Below are 15,936 nucleotides of genomic sequence, written 5' to 3' on the forward strand. Positions count from 1 at the left end.
AGCTTCCGCTTTCATTTGAGGTGAGCGGCTTGCTTCTGACCGCTTTCCTCCACCAGCCTCGGCCCTTCACCCCACCGCCCGCATCCCCACCAACCCCGGCATCGCCCCCCGCATCGCCTCCAAAAACAACCGCAGCCGCGCCGGATAAAACCGCGCATACGGGTACACCAAGTACACCGGCAGCGGCGCCGCGTGCCAGTTGGGCACCAGGTGCAGCAAGTTCCCCTGCCGCACGTCGTTGTCCACGATCCATGCCGATGAAATGCACGCCCCCAGCCCAGCCAGGGCGGCGCTGCGCAGGGCGTACAGGCTGTCGGTGGCCAGACGCGGGGTGATGCCGAAGGTGTGGGCCTCGCCGCCGGGCTCCTGGGTTAGCGTGACCTCGCGGCGGTAGAAGGTGCTCAGGGCCAGCCAGGGCAGGGGTTGCAGGTCTTGCGCGTGCTGGGGCGTGGGGCGCCCGGCCATGAGGGCGGGGGCGGCCAGCACGATGCGGGGCACCTCGGCCAGGCGCACGGCGACCACGCTGGGGTCGTCCACCGCGCCGACCTGGATGGCGCAGTCGATGCCTTCGGCGATGAAGTTGGGGCGGCGGTCGTGCAGCATCCATTCCACGTCCACCTCGGGGTAGCGGCGCAGGTAGGCCATCAGCGGGGCGATGAACTGGTCTTGTCCAAAGGCGTGCGGCGCCAGCACGCGCAGGGTGCCGCGCGGGGTGTCGGCGGTGCCGCGCAGGTCGTCTTCCATGGCGCGCCAGTCTTCCAGCAGGGCCTTGGCGTGGGCAAAGCAGCGGTCGCCGTCTTCGGTCAGCTTCATCACATGGGTGGAGCGCTGCAGCAGCTTGATGCCCAGGCTGCGCTCCAGCGCCTGCAGGCGGCGGCTCACGGTGGGCTGGCTGGTGCCCAGTTGCTGGGCGGCGGCAGACAGGCTGCCAGCCTCCACGATGCGGACAAAGGTCTGCATCAGCTCGATGCGGTCGGCGCCGGGTTGCAAGGCTGGCTGGGGGTTGGTCATGCGCCAAGCGTATAACGAATCTGCAATTCAGCCTACTACCCAGTGCGGCGGAGGGCTAGAACAATCGCACCATTCCTTTCTAACCAATGGTGTTGTGATGTCTTCCATTCAAAACGTGCATGCAAGCGGTGCGGCGGGGCTGGCCCCGGTGGCGCCGCCTGCAGAGGGGGCGGTGAGTGCGCCGCTGCTGTTGCTGCTGGCGACCACGGCGGGGCTGAGCGTGGCGTCGCTGTACTACAGCCAGCCCATGCTGGGCGTGCTGGGGCCCGACATGCAGGCCGACAGCCGTGTGGTGGGGCTGGTGCCCACGCTCACGCAGCTGGGGTATGCGCTGGGCATCTTGCTGCTGGCGCCGCTGGGCGACCGGTTTGACCGGCGCCGCATCATCGTCATCAAGTCCATCGCGCTGATGCTGGCGCTGCTGCTGAGCGGCCTGGCGCCTGGCATGGGTGCGCTGCTGGCGGCCAGCCTGGCGGTGGGGCTGGCGGCCACGGTGGCGCAAGACGTGGTGCCCGCCGCCGCCACGCTGGCCCCTGCCGCACAGCGCGGGCGCATGGTGGGCATTGTGATGACGGGGCTGCTGCTGGGCATTTTGTTGTCGCGCGTGGTCAGCGGCTTTGTGGCGCAGCAGTGGGGCTGGCGCACGGTGTATGTGGCGGCGGCGGTGGCCATTGCGCTGCTGACGGTGGCCGTGTGGCGCGGGCTGCCGCGCTTTGCGCCCACCACGCAGATGGGCTATGGCGCGCTGATCGGCTCCATGGTGGCACTGTGGCGCCAGCACGCGGCACTGCGCCGCGCGGCCTGGGCGCAGGGGCTGCTGGCCGTGGGTTTCAGCGCGTTCTGGTCCACGCTGGCGGTGATGCTGCACAGCCAGTTTGGGCTGGGCACGGCGGCGGCGGGCGCGTTTGGCCTGGCCGGGGCGGCGGGCGCATTGGCCGCCCCGCTGGCCGGGCGCCTGGCCGACAAGCGCGGGCCCGAGGTGGTGACGAGCTACGGCGCCGGGCTGGCCGCTGCATCGTTTGCGGTGATGGCGCTGGCACCGTTGCTGCCTGCGCAGGCCCAGCTGGGCTTGATTGTGGCCAGTGCCATCGGCTTTGACTTTGGCGTGCAGGCCACGCTGGTGGCGCACCAGACCATCGTGTACGGCATCGACCCTGCGGCGCGCAGCCGGCTTAATGCGCTGCTGTTCACCGGCATGTTCATCGGCATGTCGGCCGGCGCGGCGCTGGGCAGCTTGGCGCTGGCGCAGTGGGGCTGGCTGGGGGTGGTGGGCTTGGCCACGGCCGGGTCGCTGGCGGCACTGGCGGTGCGCATGGGGCGGCGCCGGGGCTGATTTAGAACGAAATAGGGCGGTAGCGCTAGTGGATCATGCGCTGGCAGCTATCAAAAAAAGAGCGACCCTGGGGTCGCTCTTTTTGTTGGGTGGCGGTTTGTGCCGTGCTGGTGCTCAACCGCCCTTCGGTGTTGGGCCTGCGTGGGCTCAGGCCTTTTTCACCTCAATGTGGTACAGCCCCCAAGGGCACAGGCCAAAGCGTTCCTTCACGGGCTTGTCCTTGAAGGCGGGCAGCACATCCGCGTCGTACACGGCCCACTGCGGGCCCAGGCCGCCCAGGGCCATGGGCTGGCCGTCGATGTGGGTGGCAACGATCATGCGGTAGGCCTGGGCGTCGGCCATGCTGATGTTGACGTTGTAGCCGTCCACCGCGCGCAGGCCCAGTTGCACGGGGCTGCCAGCGGCTACACCGGCGGCTGCCAGCACGGTGGTGAGCAGGGGCCCCTTGAGCGTGTGGGGCTTGCTGTCGTATTCGAGCGTGGGCTTGATGGTGACGGCGGGCATGCGCGCCAGGGCGGCGGCGTCTAGCGCGTAGGCCTTGTCAAACTGGATGCCGTGTTTGCCCATCATCTGGTCGATGGTGGCATCGAGCGCGCCGCGGTTGGACTGGGTGATGGCGCCGCTGATGGTCAGCAGCGTGGGGCCGCTGGGGGCCTTGGCCTGTGTGGCGGCGTGGCTGCTGCCCGTGGCCGTCCACAGACCTGCCAGGCCCATGCCGGCGGCGACGAAGTTGCGCTTGTTCATGTTCATGGGAGGGTGCTCCTTGGTGGAAATCAGGGGCGGATGGTAAGTGCTGGAGCCGCGCTTGCCACGCAATAAATCGCAACAGGCTCGCAACAGGCGGTGTGCAGCGTGCCCAACCTTCAGCCGCCAGGGTGCTTGCCTTGTGGTGACAGCGGCCCGACGCCAGCCGCACCACAATCGGGTCATATGACCTCTTCTTCGACGATGCTGCGGGTGATCAGCCTGGCAGCCTTTTGCAGCATGGCCTCCATGCGCGTGTGCGACCCGATGCTGGTGTCTCTGGCTCGCGAGTTTTCTGTCACCACGGGCGATGCGTCGGCCGTCATTGCCGCGTTTGCCGTGTCGTATGGCGTGCTGCAGTTGTTCTATGGCCCGCTGGGCGACCGGCTGGGCAAGGTGCGGGTGGTGATTGGTGCCACGTTTGCCTGTGCGCTCTTCAGCGGCGTGACGGCGCTGGCGCCCACGCTGCCGGTGCTGGTGGCGGCGCGTGCGGCCATGGGGGCGTCAGCGGCGGGCATCATCCCGCTGTCGATGGCGTGGATTGGCGACAACGTGCCGTACGAGCAGCGGCAAGAGACCCTGGCGCAGCTGATGGTGGCCACGGTGTCGGGGATGATGGCCGGGCAGTGGTTTGGCGGCTTTGCGGTGGAGGCGCTGGGCTGGCGGGCGGCGTTTGTGGTGCTGTCGCTGCTGTTTTTGACGGCTGCCAGCCTGCTGTGGCGGCAGTCCCGCGCCCTGGCGGCCAGCACGCCCGCGCCTGCGGCTGGCAGTGCGGTGCCGCCCGCGTTTTCGCTGTCGGCCTACCTGGCCAACACGGCCGCGCTGCTGCGCATGCCCCGGGTGCGCTGGGTGCTGACCGTGGTGGCGGTGGAGGGCGCGCTGGCCTTTGGCACGCTGGCTTTTGTGCCCGCACGCATGGTGGACGGGTTTGGGCTGTCGGCCTCGGCCGCCGGTGGGGTGATGGTGCTGTATGGCGTGGGCGGGCTCATCTACAGCCTGCTGGCACGCCGCTGGCTGGCGCTGCTGGGCGAGCGGGGCCTGGCGCTGGTGGGTGCGTCGCTGATCGCCGCCGGGCTGTTGCTGTTGGCCTGGGGGCCGGTGGCTGCCTGGGGCGTGCTGGGCTGCTTCTTTGCCGGGGTGGGCTTTTACATGCTGCACAACACGCTGCAGGTGCAGGCCACGCAGATGGCGCCCGAGGCGCGGGGCACGGCGGTCACGCTGTTTGCGTGCCTGCTGTTTTTGGGGCAGTCGCTGGGGGTGCTGCTGGTGGCGGCCAGTGTGGACCGGGGCTGGATTGCGCCCGTGTTCTCTGTGGCGGCGCTGGGGGTGCTGGTGCTTGGCGCGCTGGTGTCGCGCAAGGTGAATGGCAGGGTGGCGGCGCCTGCGGGGGCGTAGACCCGACTCGGCTGCACCGCGTCGGCTGCAATGCGCAAATAACTTTGATGTCTTATTACTTTATTTTTTGATAGTTTGATTCTTTATGGCGCAATAGTACATTCCCTTATCTTTGTGTCTTTTAGGGCCGAACCCGCGCCGCCCGGCGTGTGGCGGCCCTTTGTGTTTCATGATCGAACTACGGGGTATCACCCAAACCTACCAGGGCTCACAAGGCCCGGTCGAGGCGCTTAAGGGCATCGACCTCACCATCCAGCCGGGCGAAGTGTTCGGCATCATCGGCAAGAGCGGCGCGGGCAAAAGCTCGCTGGTGCGCGTCATCAACCTGCTCAACCGGCCCACCACGGGCCAGGTCATCGTGGGCGGGCAAGACCTGACCCAGCTGAACGACGCGCATTTGCGCGAGGCGCGCCGCGAGATCGGCATGGTGTTCCAGCACTTCAACCTGCTGTCGTCACGCACGGTGTTTGACAACGCCGCGCTGCCGCTGGAGCTGGCGGGCATGGACAAGGCCGCCATCCGTGCGCGTGTGAACCCGCTGCTGGATCTGGTGGGCCTGTCGGCCCTGGCCGACCGCTACCCCGCGCAGATCAGCGGCGGGCAAAAGCAGCGCGTGGGCATTGCGCGTGCGCTGGCCAGCCGCCCCAAGGTGCTATTGAGCGACGAGGCAACGTCCGCGCTGGACCCGGAGACCACGCGCTCCATCCTCGACCTGCTGCGCCAGGTCAACCGCGAGCTGGGCCTGACGGTGGTGCTCATCACCCACCAGATGCAGGTCATCAAGCAGGTGGCCGACCGTGTGGCTGTGATTGAGGCGGGCCGCATCGTGGAGCAGGGTCGTGTGCTGGACGTGTTCACCCGCCCGCAGCAGGCCATTACCAAAAGCCTGATCGACGAGATCCTGCCGCAAGAGCTGCCCGCCAGCGTGCTGGACCATGTGCGCAAGCTCGCAGGCCAGCTGGGTGCCGGGCGAACCGGCCAGCTGCTGCGCCTGTCGTACGCCGGGGACAGTGCCTACCAGCCCATCCTGTCGCAGCTGATTCGCCAGTTTGGTGTGGACATGAGCATCCTGCACGGCCAGGTGGACGAGATCCAGGGCGAAACCTTCGGCTCGCTGGCCGTGTACGCCAGTGGCGAGGCCGACAGCGTGCGCGGCGCCGTGGCGCACCTGCGCGCGGGCGGGGTCGAGGTGGAAGAAGTGGCCGTGGCCGGTTAAGAGGGAGCACACATCATGTTCAACAACTTCACGCCAGCCATGCTGGATTTGTTTGCTTCGTCCTTGTGGGAGACGCTCATCATGGTCGGCATCTCCGGCCTGGTGGGGGGCTTGCTGGGGGTGCCGCTCGGTGTATTCCTGCGCCTGACCGATGACGGCGGTGTGCTGGAGAACGGCCCCGTCAACAAACTGGTGGGCTGGCTGGTCAACGCCGTGCGGTCCACGCCCTTCATCATCCTGCTGGTGGCCATCATCCCGTTCACGCGGTTCATCACCGGCTCGTCCATCGGCACGGCCGCCGCCGTGGTGCCACTGACCATTGCCGCCGCCCCGTTTGTGGCCCGCCTGGTCGAGGCCGCGCTGCGCGAGGTGGACCACGGCCTGGTCGAAGCCGCGCAGGCCATGGGCGCCACCACCAGCCAGATCGTGTGGAAGGTGCTGCTGCCCGAGGCGCTGCCGGGCATCGTCGCGGGCCTGACCATCACGTTCGTGAGCCTGACCGGCTACTCGGCCATGGCCGGTGCTATTGGCGGTGGCGGCCTGGGCGACCTGGGCATCCGCTATGGCTACCAGCGCTTTCTGCCCGAGATCATGCTGGCCGTGGTGCTGGTGCTGATCTTCTTTGTGCAGGCCGTGCAAAGCCTGGGCGACTGGGCCGTGCGCAAGCTGAGCCACCGTTGAGTGGTGAATGGCTTGCTATTGAATCAATAGCTGCTGGCGCATGATTCACTGGCGCTTGCGGCCTGTTTTGCTTCAAAACCACGCGTGGGGGCACAGCCTGGGCCTCTGCGCTGGTCCCGGGTCCCTCGCACCCTGTGGGAGAGGTGCAGAAGTCAACCTCAGCCCGGCACCCGGTAGTGGTAGCCGTAGGCCGTCTTGAACCCCATCGATTCATACAGCCGCAGCGCTGGCGTGTTCTGCGCTCGCACCTGCAGGTAGGCGCTGGTCGTCCCGGCCTCGGCGCCCCAGTGCAGCAGGGCCTGCACCAGCGCGCGCCCGCGCCCGCCGCCCCGGTGTTCGGGCGCTACGGCCAGGTCGTACAGGCCCACCGCGCCGCGCTCCAGCACCGCCAGGCCAAAGCCCACGGCATGGCCCTGGGCGTCGTGTTGCAGCGCATAGCCCACCGGGTGGGCAATGGCGTCGAGGATGCTGCGGTGCAGGTTGCGGTGATGCGGCGCCACGCCGTTGGCCGCCGCAAACCCTTCCAGCCACGTGGGCGATGGCGAAGTGCTGACCACCGTGCTGCCGTCGGGCCGGGGCACCGCGCCCAGCGCCAGCGGCCGGTGCAGGACCAGCGAGGGGTCAAAGTGCTGGTAGCCCGCGTCCGCCAGCTCCTGGTCGGCCTCTGCCGGGGCCAGGGGGGAGATGCGGAACACGGCGGGCAACCCATGCCGCGCATACAGCGCTGCCGCCGCCTCGCGCACACCGTCAAACGGCGCGCCGGGCACCAGCGCGTTGACCGAGTTGGCGCGCTTGGTGTACCCGCCCGACAGCCGAAACACCCAGCCCCGGTGAAACACCGTCTGGTGCGCAGGCCAGGCGTTGAAGGCGCGTTCTTCCAGCGCGCGGACGAGGGCAGCGGGTACGGTGTTGGCGATAGGGGCGGCGGTGTCGGTCATCACAGGTTTATACCAACCCACCTTGACCATTCACCGCGCCAGCCACCCTGTGCGACCGCTCTTTGCAACCCCTCTTTGCCATTGGCTCAGTCGGTGGTGATCTTGTTGTCGGCCACCAGCTTGGCAAAACGTGCGGTGTCGGCCGCAATCTGTTCGGCCATCTGCGCGGGAGTGTTGCCGATGGGTTCGGCACCAATGTCCTGCATGCGCTTTTGAAAGTCGGGCGACTGGATGACCTTGACCATTTCGGTGTTCAGCCGTGCCACCACGTCGGCGGGCGTGCGGGCGGGGGCCAGCACACCAAACCAGGTGCCGATGTCAAAGCCCGCAAAGCCACTTTCTTGCAGCGTGGGCACGTCAGGCAAGGTGGACGAGCGTTTGGCCGTGGTCACCGCCAGGGCGCGCAGCTTGCCCGCCTTGATGTGCGGCAGCACGGGGGTGACGGTGTCGAACGACATCGACACCTGCCCGCCCAGCAGGTCGGTGGTGAGCGGGCCGCTGCCCTTGTAGGGCACATGCAGCAGGGGCTGGCCGATGGAGGTGGCGAACTGCGTGCCGATCAGGTGCTGCGCAGTGCCCGCGCCGTTGGAGCCGTAGGAGAACTTGTTGGGCGTGGCCTTGATCAGCGCCACCAGCTCCTTCACGTCCTTGGCGGGCGTGGCCGCGCTCACGGCCAGCACGTTGGGCACCAGCGCCACGGTGGTGATGGGCGCAAAACTCTTTTGAAAGTCGTAGTTGAGCTTTTTGTACACGCTGGTGGCAATGGTGTGGTGCACCGCGCCCATCAGCAGCGTGTAGCCGTCGGCGGGGGCCTTGGCCACGTAGTCGGCCCCGATGGTGGCGCCCGCACCGCCCCGGTTTTCCACGATCACGGGCTGGCCCAGGGCCGTGCCCAGTTTTTCGCCCAGTGCGCGTGCCAGCACATCGGTGGTGCCGCCCGCTGCAAAGGGCACGACGATGGTGACGGGCTTGACCGGCCAGGCCTGCGCATGGGCCGGTGCGCTGGGCAGGGCACAGGCAGCGGCAGCCAGGGCTACCAGTGCCAGCAGCTGGTGCCGGCGTGTAGTGGGCGTTGTGGGCGGCGTTGACGGTGGGTGGTGCGGCTGTGCAATGCGTGTCATGGTTGTCTCCGTGGGGTTGTGGTTCTTGTGGTGGTATGGCCGGTGGGGACGCGGGGGGCGTGGCGTCGGCCCTTGGCTGCGATCAGGATCGCGCGGAAGTCGTTGACGTTGGTGCCCGTGGGCCCGGTGATCACGGCGTCGCCCAGCGCGCCAAAAAAGGTGTGGGCATCGTGCGCGTCCAGCGCGGCGGTGGCGTGTTGGCCCAGTGCTGCGGCGCGCTTCAGCGTGTCTGGCGTGGCAATGGCGCCTGCCACGTGCTCCAGGCCGTCGATGCCGTCGGTGTCGCCAGCTAACGCGTACACGCCGGGCAAGCCCTTGAGCGACAGAGCCATGGACAGCAGGCATTCCACATTGCGCCCGCCGCGCCCTGGGGTTGGCGTGGGTTGCCCGGGGGCGGGTGCGCGCAGGGTGACGGTGCTTTCGCCGCCACTCAGCAGCACGCGGTGCCGTGGTGACGGGGCCTTGGCGGCGTAGCGGGCGACACCGGCCAGCACCGTGCCCATGTCGCGGGCTTCGCCCTCCAGCGCGTCGCCGAGCAGCGTGGGCTCTATGCCCGCCTCGCGCGCCACCTGGGCCGCCGCCCGCAGCGCCAGGTCGGGCGTGGCAATGACGTGGGTGGTGATGGGCCCCAGCCGGGTGTCGCCGGGCTTGATGCTCTCGCTGGCGGCCGTGTCCAGTGCGGCCGTTACGGCGGGCGGCAGTGCAATGCGGTAGCGCTGCAAGATGGCCCGCGCCTGTGCACGGGTGGTCGGGTCGGCCACGGTGGGGCCAGACGCCACGTCCAGCGGGTCGTCGCCCGGCACGTCCGACATCACCAGGTTGACCACGCGGGCGGGGCTGCACGCCAGGGCCAGCCGCCCGCCCTTGATGGCCGAGAGGTGGCGCCGCACGCAGTTCATCTCGCCAATGCTGGCGCCGCTGCGCAGCAGGGCCTGGTTGAGCGCCTGCTTGTCGGCTAGCGTGATGCCAGGTAACGGCAAGGGCAGCAGCGCCGAGCCGCCACCCGACCACAGGCCGATCACCAGGTCGTCTGCCGTGAGACTTTCCACCGCTTTCAACATCTGTTGCGCGGCTGTCAGGCCCGCCGCATCGGGCACGGGGTGGGCAGCCTCCAGCACGCGGATGTGCTGGCAGGCGGCAGCATGCCCATACCGCGTGACCACCACGCCTGTGAGTGGTGCCGGCCACTGGGCCTCCAGCACCTGCGCCATCTGCGCCGATGCCTTGCCCGCACCGATCACCACCGTGCGGCCCCGGGGCGGGGCCGGCAGGTGCTGTGGCAGGCATACGGCGGGCTGGGCCGAGGCGATGGCGGCATCGAACATGCTGCGCAGCCAGTGGCGGGCCTGGGTGTCGATGTGTGGGGTCATCGGGTGGTGGGGCAGGGCGCAATGCGTGGGAGCCACGCGGCTCAGGCCGCCTTTTGCAGCGGCGTACTGCCGATCAGTGCGCACACGGCGTCGGTCACCTGCGCCGTGGTGGCCGTGCCGCCCAGGTCGCGGGTGTGCAGGGCGGGGTTGGCTGTGACCTGTTCGATGGCCTGCATCACGGTGCGGGCGGCGTCGGCCTCGCCCAGGTGCTCCAGCAGCATCACCACCGACCAGAAGGTGCCGATGGGGTTGGCCAGGCCCTTGCCCATGATGTCGAACGCCGAGCCGTGGATGGGCTCGAACATGCTGGGGTAGCGGCGCTCGGGGTCGATGTTGCCGGTGGGCGCAATGCCCAGGCTGCCCGCCAGCGCGGCGGCCAGGTCGCTAAGGATGTCGGCATGCAGGTTGGTGGCGACGATGGTGTCGAGCGTGGCGGGGCGGTTGACCATGCGGGCCGTGGCGGCGTCCACCAGCTCCTTGTCCCACTTCACATCGGGGAACTCGGTGGCCACCTGCGCGGCGATCTCGTCCCACATCACCATGGCATGGCGCTGGGCGTTGCTCTTGGTGATGACGGTGAGCAGCTTGCGGGGCCGCAACTGCGCCAGGCGGAAGGCAAAACGCAGGATGCGTTCCACCCCCACGCGGGTCATGATGGACACGTCCGTCGCTGCCTCGATGGGGTGACCCTGGTGCACGCGGCCGCCCACGCCGGAGTATTCGCCCTCGGAGTTTTCACGCACGATGACCCAGTCCAGGTCCTTGGGTGTGCAGCGCTTCAGCGGTGCGTCGATGCCCGGCAGGATGCGTGTGGGCCGCACGTTGGCGTACTGGTCAAAGCCCTGGCAGATCTTGAGGCGCAGCCCCCACAGCGTGATGTGGTCGGGGATGTCTGGGTCGCCCGCCGAGCCAAACAGGATGGCGTCCTTGCCGCGCAGCGCATTGAGCCCATCGGCCGGCATCATCACGCCATGGGCGCGGTACCAGTCTCCGCCCCAGCCGAAGTTCTCGAATTGGAACTGCAGGCCCGTGTGGCGGGCGGCCAGGGCTTCGAGCACGCGTTGGCCGGCGGGAATCACTTCTTTGCCGATGCCGTCTCCGGGGATGGTGGCGATTTGATAGGTTTTCATGAAGGTCTCTGGTCTTGGTGTGTGAAAGCGTCGGGGAAGGCCTGTGGGGATGCCGGGCCGCGAAAAATGGGTGGAACAAAACAGTGAGAGCGACTGTAGGCATCCGCTCGTTGTAAAAACGGCGGCCAAGTGAATCCATCGTTAACCTGCAGTTGATAATGCAGCGATGAGCTCCACCATCCAGCCCGCAGAACTGGGTTTCTTTTCGGCACTGGCCGCCAGCCCCAGCCTGAGCGCCGCCGGGCGCGAAATGGGTGTGTCCACCGCCGCCGTGAGCAAACACCTGGCGCAGATGGAAAAGCGCCTGGGTGTGGTGCTCATCAACCGCACCACGCGTCGCATGAGCCTCACGCCCGAGGGTGAGCTGCTGCTGGAGCACGCGCGCCGCATCCTGCGCGAGATCGACGCGCTGGACGAACTTATCGTGCAGTCCAAGGCCAGCCCCAAGGGCCTGCTGCGCGTGAATGCCACGCTGGGTTTTGGCCGCATGCACATCGCCCCCGTGATCTCGGACTTTGTGCGCCAGTACCCCGAAGTGGATGTGCAACTGCAGTTGTCGGTGCACCCACCACCGATCACCGACGATGCCTACGACGTTTGCGTGCGTTTTGGCGAGCCACCCGATGGCCGCGTGATTGCCCGCCGCATAGCCCCCAACCGGCGTGTGCTGTGCGCCGCACCCGCCTACCTGGCGCAGCACGGCAGGCCCCGCGTGCCGCGCGACCTGATGGAGCACCAGTGCATCGGCATCCGCCAGGGCGACGAGGCCTACGGCCTGTGGCGCCTGATCACCGGGCGTGGCAGCAAGGCGCACACCGAGTCGATCAAGATCACCGGCAACCTCACCACCAACGACGGCGAGATCGCCGTGCTGTGGGCGCTGCAGGGCCACGGCATCGTGATGCGCGCCGAGTGGGACGTGAACCGCCATCTGGCCCAGGGCCTGCTGGAGCCCGTGCTGCCGCAGTACCACACGCCTGCGGCCGACATCTATGCGGTGTACCCGCAGCGGCACCAGTTCTCCACGCGGGTGCAGGCGTTCGTTGGGTTCCTGGCAGATGCGTTGGCCGCGTCGGGCACGCTGGCGGGTGTGGGCGTGGGTGCCCGTGTGGACAAGCGGCGTGCCGTGCGGGTTTCTTGACCTGGCGGGTGGCGCAGGTGCCGCTGCCGGGTTAGGGTGTTGGCGAGGCGTTTTTTGACCCCTGTGGTTTCTGAGGTGCTTTTCATCCCGCCGACTTTTCTCTTGCTTTTATCGCCCCTGTTTCGTCCATGAAAACGTTGTTGCTGCTCATCCCCCCGCTGTTGGGTGCGCTGTTTGCCGGGCCTGCGCAGGCCGCCGATTCGCTGGTGGCAGCCGATTGGTCTCTGTCCGTGGATGGCGCTTATGTGCTGGACCAGCGCGCGGGCCTGGCCTGGCCGCGCTGTGTGGAGGGCATGCAGTGGAATGGAAAAACCTGCACCGGCCAGCCCCTGCTGCTGGACCGCGCCGAGGCCACGGCCCTGGCTTCGGACCGCTGGAAGGCCGAGGGCGTGGGCTGGCGCATTCCGCGTGCGGCCGAGCTGCAGCGGCTGGTGGACAAGTCGCTGTCGCCCCCGGGCCTCAACCCGATTTTGTTTCCGGTGGCGCCCGGCCAGTGGCACTGGTCGTCCACCAGCAACGTGAGCGCGCCCAGCGTCAATCAGTACACCTACGGCAACATCTCCCAGAGCCGCGCGGGCGACAGCGCGCGCCAGGCCGCCATGATCAATGGCTGGGCGGTGAACCTGTCCACCGGCGAGGCGCGCGGCGATGCGGCGCGGGCCAGCAAGCTGCCCGTGCGGCTGGTACGGCCGATGCCGGTGGGTGGGGGCAAATAGCCTGTCGTCTCCGGGAGAGTGCGCTGCGCAGGTGCGCCACGCACGGTAGGTCGCTTCAAGCAGTCACGGGTTGCTCGTCAGCCGCTGCAAACACCTCGCGCGCGACAGTCAGCCCGTTGAGTGCGGCCGGAAAACCCGCGTACACCGCCATCTGCATCAGCACCTCCACGATCTCTTCGCGGCTGACGCCCACGTTGAGCGCGGCCTGCAAATGCACTTTGAGCTGAGGTGTGGCGTTGCCCAGCGCGGTCAGGGCGGCGACGACGGCAATCTCGCGGCTGCGCAGATCGAGTCCGGGGCGCGAGTAGATGTCGCCAAACGGAAACTCGATCAGGTAGCGCGCGAAGTCGGGGGCAATGTCGGCCAGGCTGGCGACGACACGCTCACCCGCGTGGCCGTCGATTTCGCGCAGCTTGGCGAGGCCCTGGAGATATCGGGGTTGGGTTTCGGGGGACATGGGAGCTTCCTTGGTGGGTGGACGACAGGGTGGGTCGAAGGGAAGCTTCCAGGCCCTGGTAATGCGCGATCTTGGCTTGCAGGGCCTGCGCGGCTTGCTGCATGGCGGTGATCGTTGCCAGCACCTGCGCCAGATGCTGTTCCAGCAACTGGCGCCGCTCGGGGGCGGTGGCGTTCCCTTCGCTGCGTAGCTGCGCAAAGGCCTGCATCTGCCCGATGGGCATCTGGGTCTCACGCAGGCGCAGCAGGAATCCGATCCATTCCATGTCCGACGCCGCATAACGGCGCTGGCCGCCGGGTGCACGCGCCACCGGCGCAATCAACCCGGCGCGCTCGTAGTAGCGCAGGGTGTGTGCGGTGAGGCCTGTGCGCTTGGCGACTTCGGCAATGGTGAGGAGGGATGCCATAGGAACGATTCTGAAAGTTAGAGCGCACTCTAAGTCAAGCGACACGTGCATGACTTTGGACGGGGCGTGTGAAAGCGTTTCTGGCATGTAGCTGCAGCGCCCTGCGTGCATCGTTCGTCCCAGCGCATGGGGGGCAGCCATTCACCGAGGGGACAGCGCGGTCGCGCAGCTTGGTCAAGAATGCGGGCTGGTGGTGGTGAGGCGCCGTTGAATACGGCACCCTTTCACCACACTGCGCGGTCCAGCGCGCAGGCCCTTTGTCCCATCTTCTACCTGCGAGTCCTCCATGAACCCCTCCATCCCCACCACCGCGCTGCAGTTGCGCTCGCTTGTGCAAGCCGATGGCACCTTGCAGATCAGCCTGGAGCCCACACCCGTGCCCACGCCGGGGCCTGACGAAGTGCTGATCCAGGTGCAGGCCACGCCCATCAACCCGTCGGACATCGGCCTGCTGCTGGGCCCGGCCGATTTGTCGACCGTGCAGGTCACGGGCACGGCCGAGCGGCCGGTGGCTACGGCGCGTATCCCGGAGCGCGCCATGCCCGGCATGGCGGCACGCCTGGGTCAGAGCATGCCGGTGGGCAACGAGGGCGCGGGCCTTGTGGTGGCTGCGGGTGCCTCACCCGCCGCGCAGGCGCTGCTGGGCCGCACGGTGGCGGTGATTGGCGGTGCCATGTATTCGCAATACCGCGCCATGCCGGCGGCGCAGTGCCTGCCGCTGCCGCCCGGGACCACGGCGGCCGAGGGCGCATCGTGCTTCGTCAACCCGCTGACGGCGCTGAGCATGGTGGAGACCATGAAGCGCGAGGGTCACACCGCGCTGGTGCACACCGCGGCAGCCAGCAACCTGGGCCAGATGCTGCTCAAGATTTGCCAGAAGGATGGCGTCGGCCTGGTCAACATCGTGCGCAAACCCGAGCAGGCGGCGCTGCTGCGCGGGCTGGGCGCCCAGTATGTGTGCGACAGCAGTGCGCCCAACTTCATGGCCGAGCTGACCGACGCGCTGGCCGCTACGGGCGCCACCATCGCGTTTGATGCCACGGGCGGCGGCACGCTGGCCGGGCAGATCCTGCAGTGCATGGAGGCCGCCGTCAACCGCAAGGCCAAGGAATACAGCCGCTACGGCTCGGCCGTGCACAAGCAGGTGTACCTGTACGGCCACCTGGACACGCGCCCGACCGAAGTGCACCGTACCTTTGGCATGGCCTGGGGCATGGGCGGGTGGTTGCTGTTTCCGTTTCTCCAGAAGATTGGCGACGAGGCGACGCAGGCGCTGCGCCAGCGTGTGGCGGCCGAGCTGAAGACCACGTTTGCCAGCCACTACGCGCGCACCGTGTCGCTGGCGGGCGCGCTGAGCGCGGACGCCATTGCGTTCTACGGCCCGCGCAACACCGGGGCCAAGGTGTTGATCGATCCGTCGCTGTAAGCGAGGTTGCAGGGGCGCGCCTGGCGCCTTTGAGGGGTGGGGCTACACGGCAGGCACCAACAAAAAGGGCTCCCAGTGGGAGCCCTTTTTGCCTGCCCGCCCCTGCGGTTCAGTTAACACTCCCCATGGCAGCAGCACCCGCACCGCGCGAAGTGCCACCACCATGGGAAGTCCCACAACTGCTTCAAACCAATCTCAGCAGTTGGTCTGCCAAATTACATGGCGCTGAATTCGCCCGAAGGGATCTGGCCGGTGCGCACAGCTTCGGCAGCCTGGGCACGCACGGCAGCGCGGTCAGCGGTGGACTTGTAGGTCACCACGCGCGAACCTGCGGGTTCCATGTTGTGGGTGCGGGCTTCGACAACGGCTTCGGCAGCCACTTCAGCGCGGGTGCGGTTCGTGTCGAACTTCAGGGCAAATTGCGAGCCATCGGCTTCATCAGCATGGGCGCCAAAAGCGGCGAAAGCGGCAACAGCGGCGACGGAGAGGAAACGGGCGGTCTTGTTCATGATGAAAATCCTTAAAAGCTAAAAAAGCGTCTCAAAAAAGCCGGGTCAAAAACCATTCCTGAACCGGGTTCGGTGAGTCGCCTTGCGGGTTCGGCTCATCGATGGGATGAACTGTACGCCGATGGTGTTCAGGGAAAAACCACCTAGTCGCAAACTAACTGTTCCAGTATTGAGAACAATCTTTCCATCCTCTCGCGCTCTCGGGCGATCTTTAATCCCTCGCCTTCTGCTGGAAAAAACTGTATATTTATAAGGGGTATCTGCTTAGCTCCAGTAGCTCCGTTGATACTGTGATTTCATCCAGCAATGGTATCCGATTGCCTCTCCCCGGTATTCTTGCTC

16 protein-coding genes are annotated in these 15,936 nt (G+C 67.4%); 7 read left to right on the plus strand and 9 right to left on the minus strand.

The window, feature by feature from the left end; genetic code table 11:
* Window positions 1-66 precede the first annotated feature (66 nt).
* On the minus strand, window positions 67-1,011 hold the full coding sequence (locus ASD94_RS10355) for a LysR family transcriptional regulator (RefSeq protein ID WP_056642364.1): 945 nt from the start codon (window positions 1,009-1,011) through the stop codon (window positions 67-69).
* Window positions 1,012-1,108: 97 nt separating this feature from the next.
* On the opposite strand from ASD94_RS10355, the gene ASD94_RS10360 reads away from it, so the two are divergent.
* Window positions 1,109-2,344, plus strand: a complete 1,236-nt coding sequence (locus tag ASD94_RS10360) for an MFS transporter (RefSeq protein WP_056642367.1) — start codon at window positions 1,109-1,111, stop codon at window positions 2,342-2,344.
* A gap of 147 nt (window positions 2,345-2,491) precedes the next feature.
* Here the strand turns inward: ASD94_RS10360 and ASD94_RS10365 are convergent, their stop codons facing one another.
* Window positions 2,492-3,088, minus strand: coding sequence for a hypothetical protein (locus ASD94_RS10365; RefSeq protein WP_056642407.1), 597 nt, complete (start codon window positions 3,086-3,088; stop codon window positions 2,492-2,494).
* Window positions 3,089-3,274: 186 nt separating this feature from the next.
* Between ASD94_RS10365 and ASD94_RS10370 the strand changes: the two genes are divergently transcribed.
* The 3 genes from ASD94_RS10370 (at window position 3,275) to ASD94_RS10380 (ending at window position 6,380) form a co-directional block, all read left to right on the plus strand.
* On the plus strand, window positions 3,275-4,483 hold the full coding sequence (locus tag ASD94_RS10370; RefSeq protein WP_233247199.1) for an MFS transporter: 1,209 nt from the start codon (window positions 3,275-3,277) through the stop codon (window positions 4,481-4,483).
* A gap of 169 nt (window positions 4,484-4,652) precedes the next feature.
* Complete coding sequence (locus ASD94_RS10375; RefSeq protein WP_056642374.1) at window positions 4,653-5,699, plus strand: methionine ABC transporter ATP-binding protein; 1,047 nt, start codon at window positions 4,653-4,655, stop codon at window positions 5,697-5,699.
* Between the two features lie 15 nt (window positions 5,700-5,714).
* Window positions 5,715-6,380 carry a methionine ABC transporter permease gene (locus tag ASD94_RS10380; protein WP_015013836.1) on the plus strand — a complete coding sequence of 222 codons (666 nt, stop codon included), beginning with the start codon at window positions 5,715-5,717 and terminating at the stop codon, window positions 6,378-6,380.
* Window positions 6,381-6,538: 158 nt separating this feature from the next.
* Here ASD94_RS10380 and ASD94_RS10385 read toward each other — a convergent pair whose 3' ends face one another.
* The 4 genes from ASD94_RS10385 to ASD94_RS10400 all read right to left on the minus strand — a co-directional run bounded on the left by ASD94_RS10385 (window position 6,539) and on the right by ASD94_RS10400 (window position 10,939).
* On the minus strand, window positions 6,539-7,318 hold the full coding sequence (locus tag ASD94_RS10385; RefSeq protein WP_056642410.1) for an N-acetyltransferase: 780 nt from the start codon (window positions 7,316-7,318) through the stop codon (window positions 6,539-6,541).
* Window positions 7,319-7,404: 86 nt separating this feature from the next.
* A complete protein-coding gene (locus tag ASD94_RS10390) occupies window positions 7,405-8,439 on the minus strand; it encodes a tripartite tricarboxylate transporter substrate binding protein (protein ID WP_056642376.1) in 1,035 nt (344 codons plus the stop codon).
* Window positions 8,436-9,809 (minus strand): glycerate kinase, encoded by a 1,374-nt coding sequence (locus ASD94_RS10395; protein ID WP_235510623.1) that lies wholly within the window; start codon window positions 9,807-9,809, stop codon window positions 8,436-8,438. Before ASD94_RS10395 ends, ASD94_RS10390 begins: the two co-directional genes overlap by 4 nt.
* 41 nt (window positions 9,810-9,850) lie before the next feature.
* Window positions 9,851-10,939: a tartrate dehydrogenase gene (locus ASD94_RS10400; protein WP_056642379.1), complete on the minus strand. Its 1,089-nt coding sequence runs from the start codon at window positions 10,937-10,939 to the stop codon at window positions 9,851-9,853.
* Window positions 10,940-11,105: 166 nt separating this feature from the next.
* Between ASD94_RS10400 and ASD94_RS10405 the strand changes: the two genes are divergently transcribed.
* Complete coding sequence (locus tag ASD94_RS10405) at window positions 11,106-12,080, plus strand: LysR substrate-binding domain-containing protein (RefSeq protein WP_056642382.1); 975 nt, start codon at window positions 11,106-11,108, stop codon at window positions 12,078-12,080.
* A 128-nt stretch (window positions 12,081-12,208) separates the two neighbouring features.
* Entirely contained in the window at window positions 12,209-12,796 is a 588-nt protein-coding gene (locus ASD94_RS10410) for a DUF1566 domain-containing protein (RefSeq protein WP_056642385.1), read from the plus strand.
* A 55-nt stretch (window positions 12,797-12,851) separates the two neighbouring features.
* Here the strand turns inward: ASD94_RS10410 and ASD94_RS10415 are convergent, their stop codons facing one another.
* Window positions 12,852-13,253, minus strand: a complete 402-nt coding sequence (locus tag ASD94_RS10415) for a carboxymuconolactone decarboxylase family protein (protein WP_056642389.1) — start codon at window positions 13,251-13,253, stop codon at window positions 12,852-12,854.
* Window positions 13,180-13,659, minus strand: a complete 480-nt coding sequence (locus ASD94_RS10420; RefSeq protein WP_056642391.1) for a MerR family transcriptional regulator — start codon at window positions 13,657-13,659, stop codon at window positions 13,180-13,182. The genes ASD94_RS10415 and ASD94_RS10420 overlap by 74 nt, the downstream gene beginning before the upstream one ends.
* Before the next feature lie 286 nt (window positions 13,660-13,945).
* Between ASD94_RS10420 and ASD94_RS10425 the strand changes: the two genes are divergently transcribed.
* Window positions 13,946-15,085 carry a zinc-binding dehydrogenase gene (locus tag ASD94_RS10425; protein ID WP_056642393.1) on the plus strand — a complete coding sequence of 380 codons (1,140 nt, stop codon included), beginning with the start codon at window positions 13,946-13,948 and terminating at the stop codon, window positions 15,083-15,085.
* A gap of 215 nt (window positions 15,086-15,300) precedes the next feature.
* Here ASD94_RS10425 and ASD94_RS10430 read toward each other — a convergent pair whose 3' ends face one another.
* A complete protein-coding gene (locus ASD94_RS10430; RefSeq protein WP_056639501.1) occupies window positions 15,301-15,594 on the minus strand; it encodes a hypothetical protein in 294 nt (97 codons plus the stop codon).
* Window positions 15,595-15,936 lie beyond the last annotated feature (342 nt).

It is taken from the genome of Acidovorax sp. Root70 (assembly GCF_001428225.1).
Classification (GTDB): domain Bacteria; phylum Pseudomonadota; class Gammaproteobacteria; order Burkholderiales; family Burkholderiaceae_C; genus Acidovorax.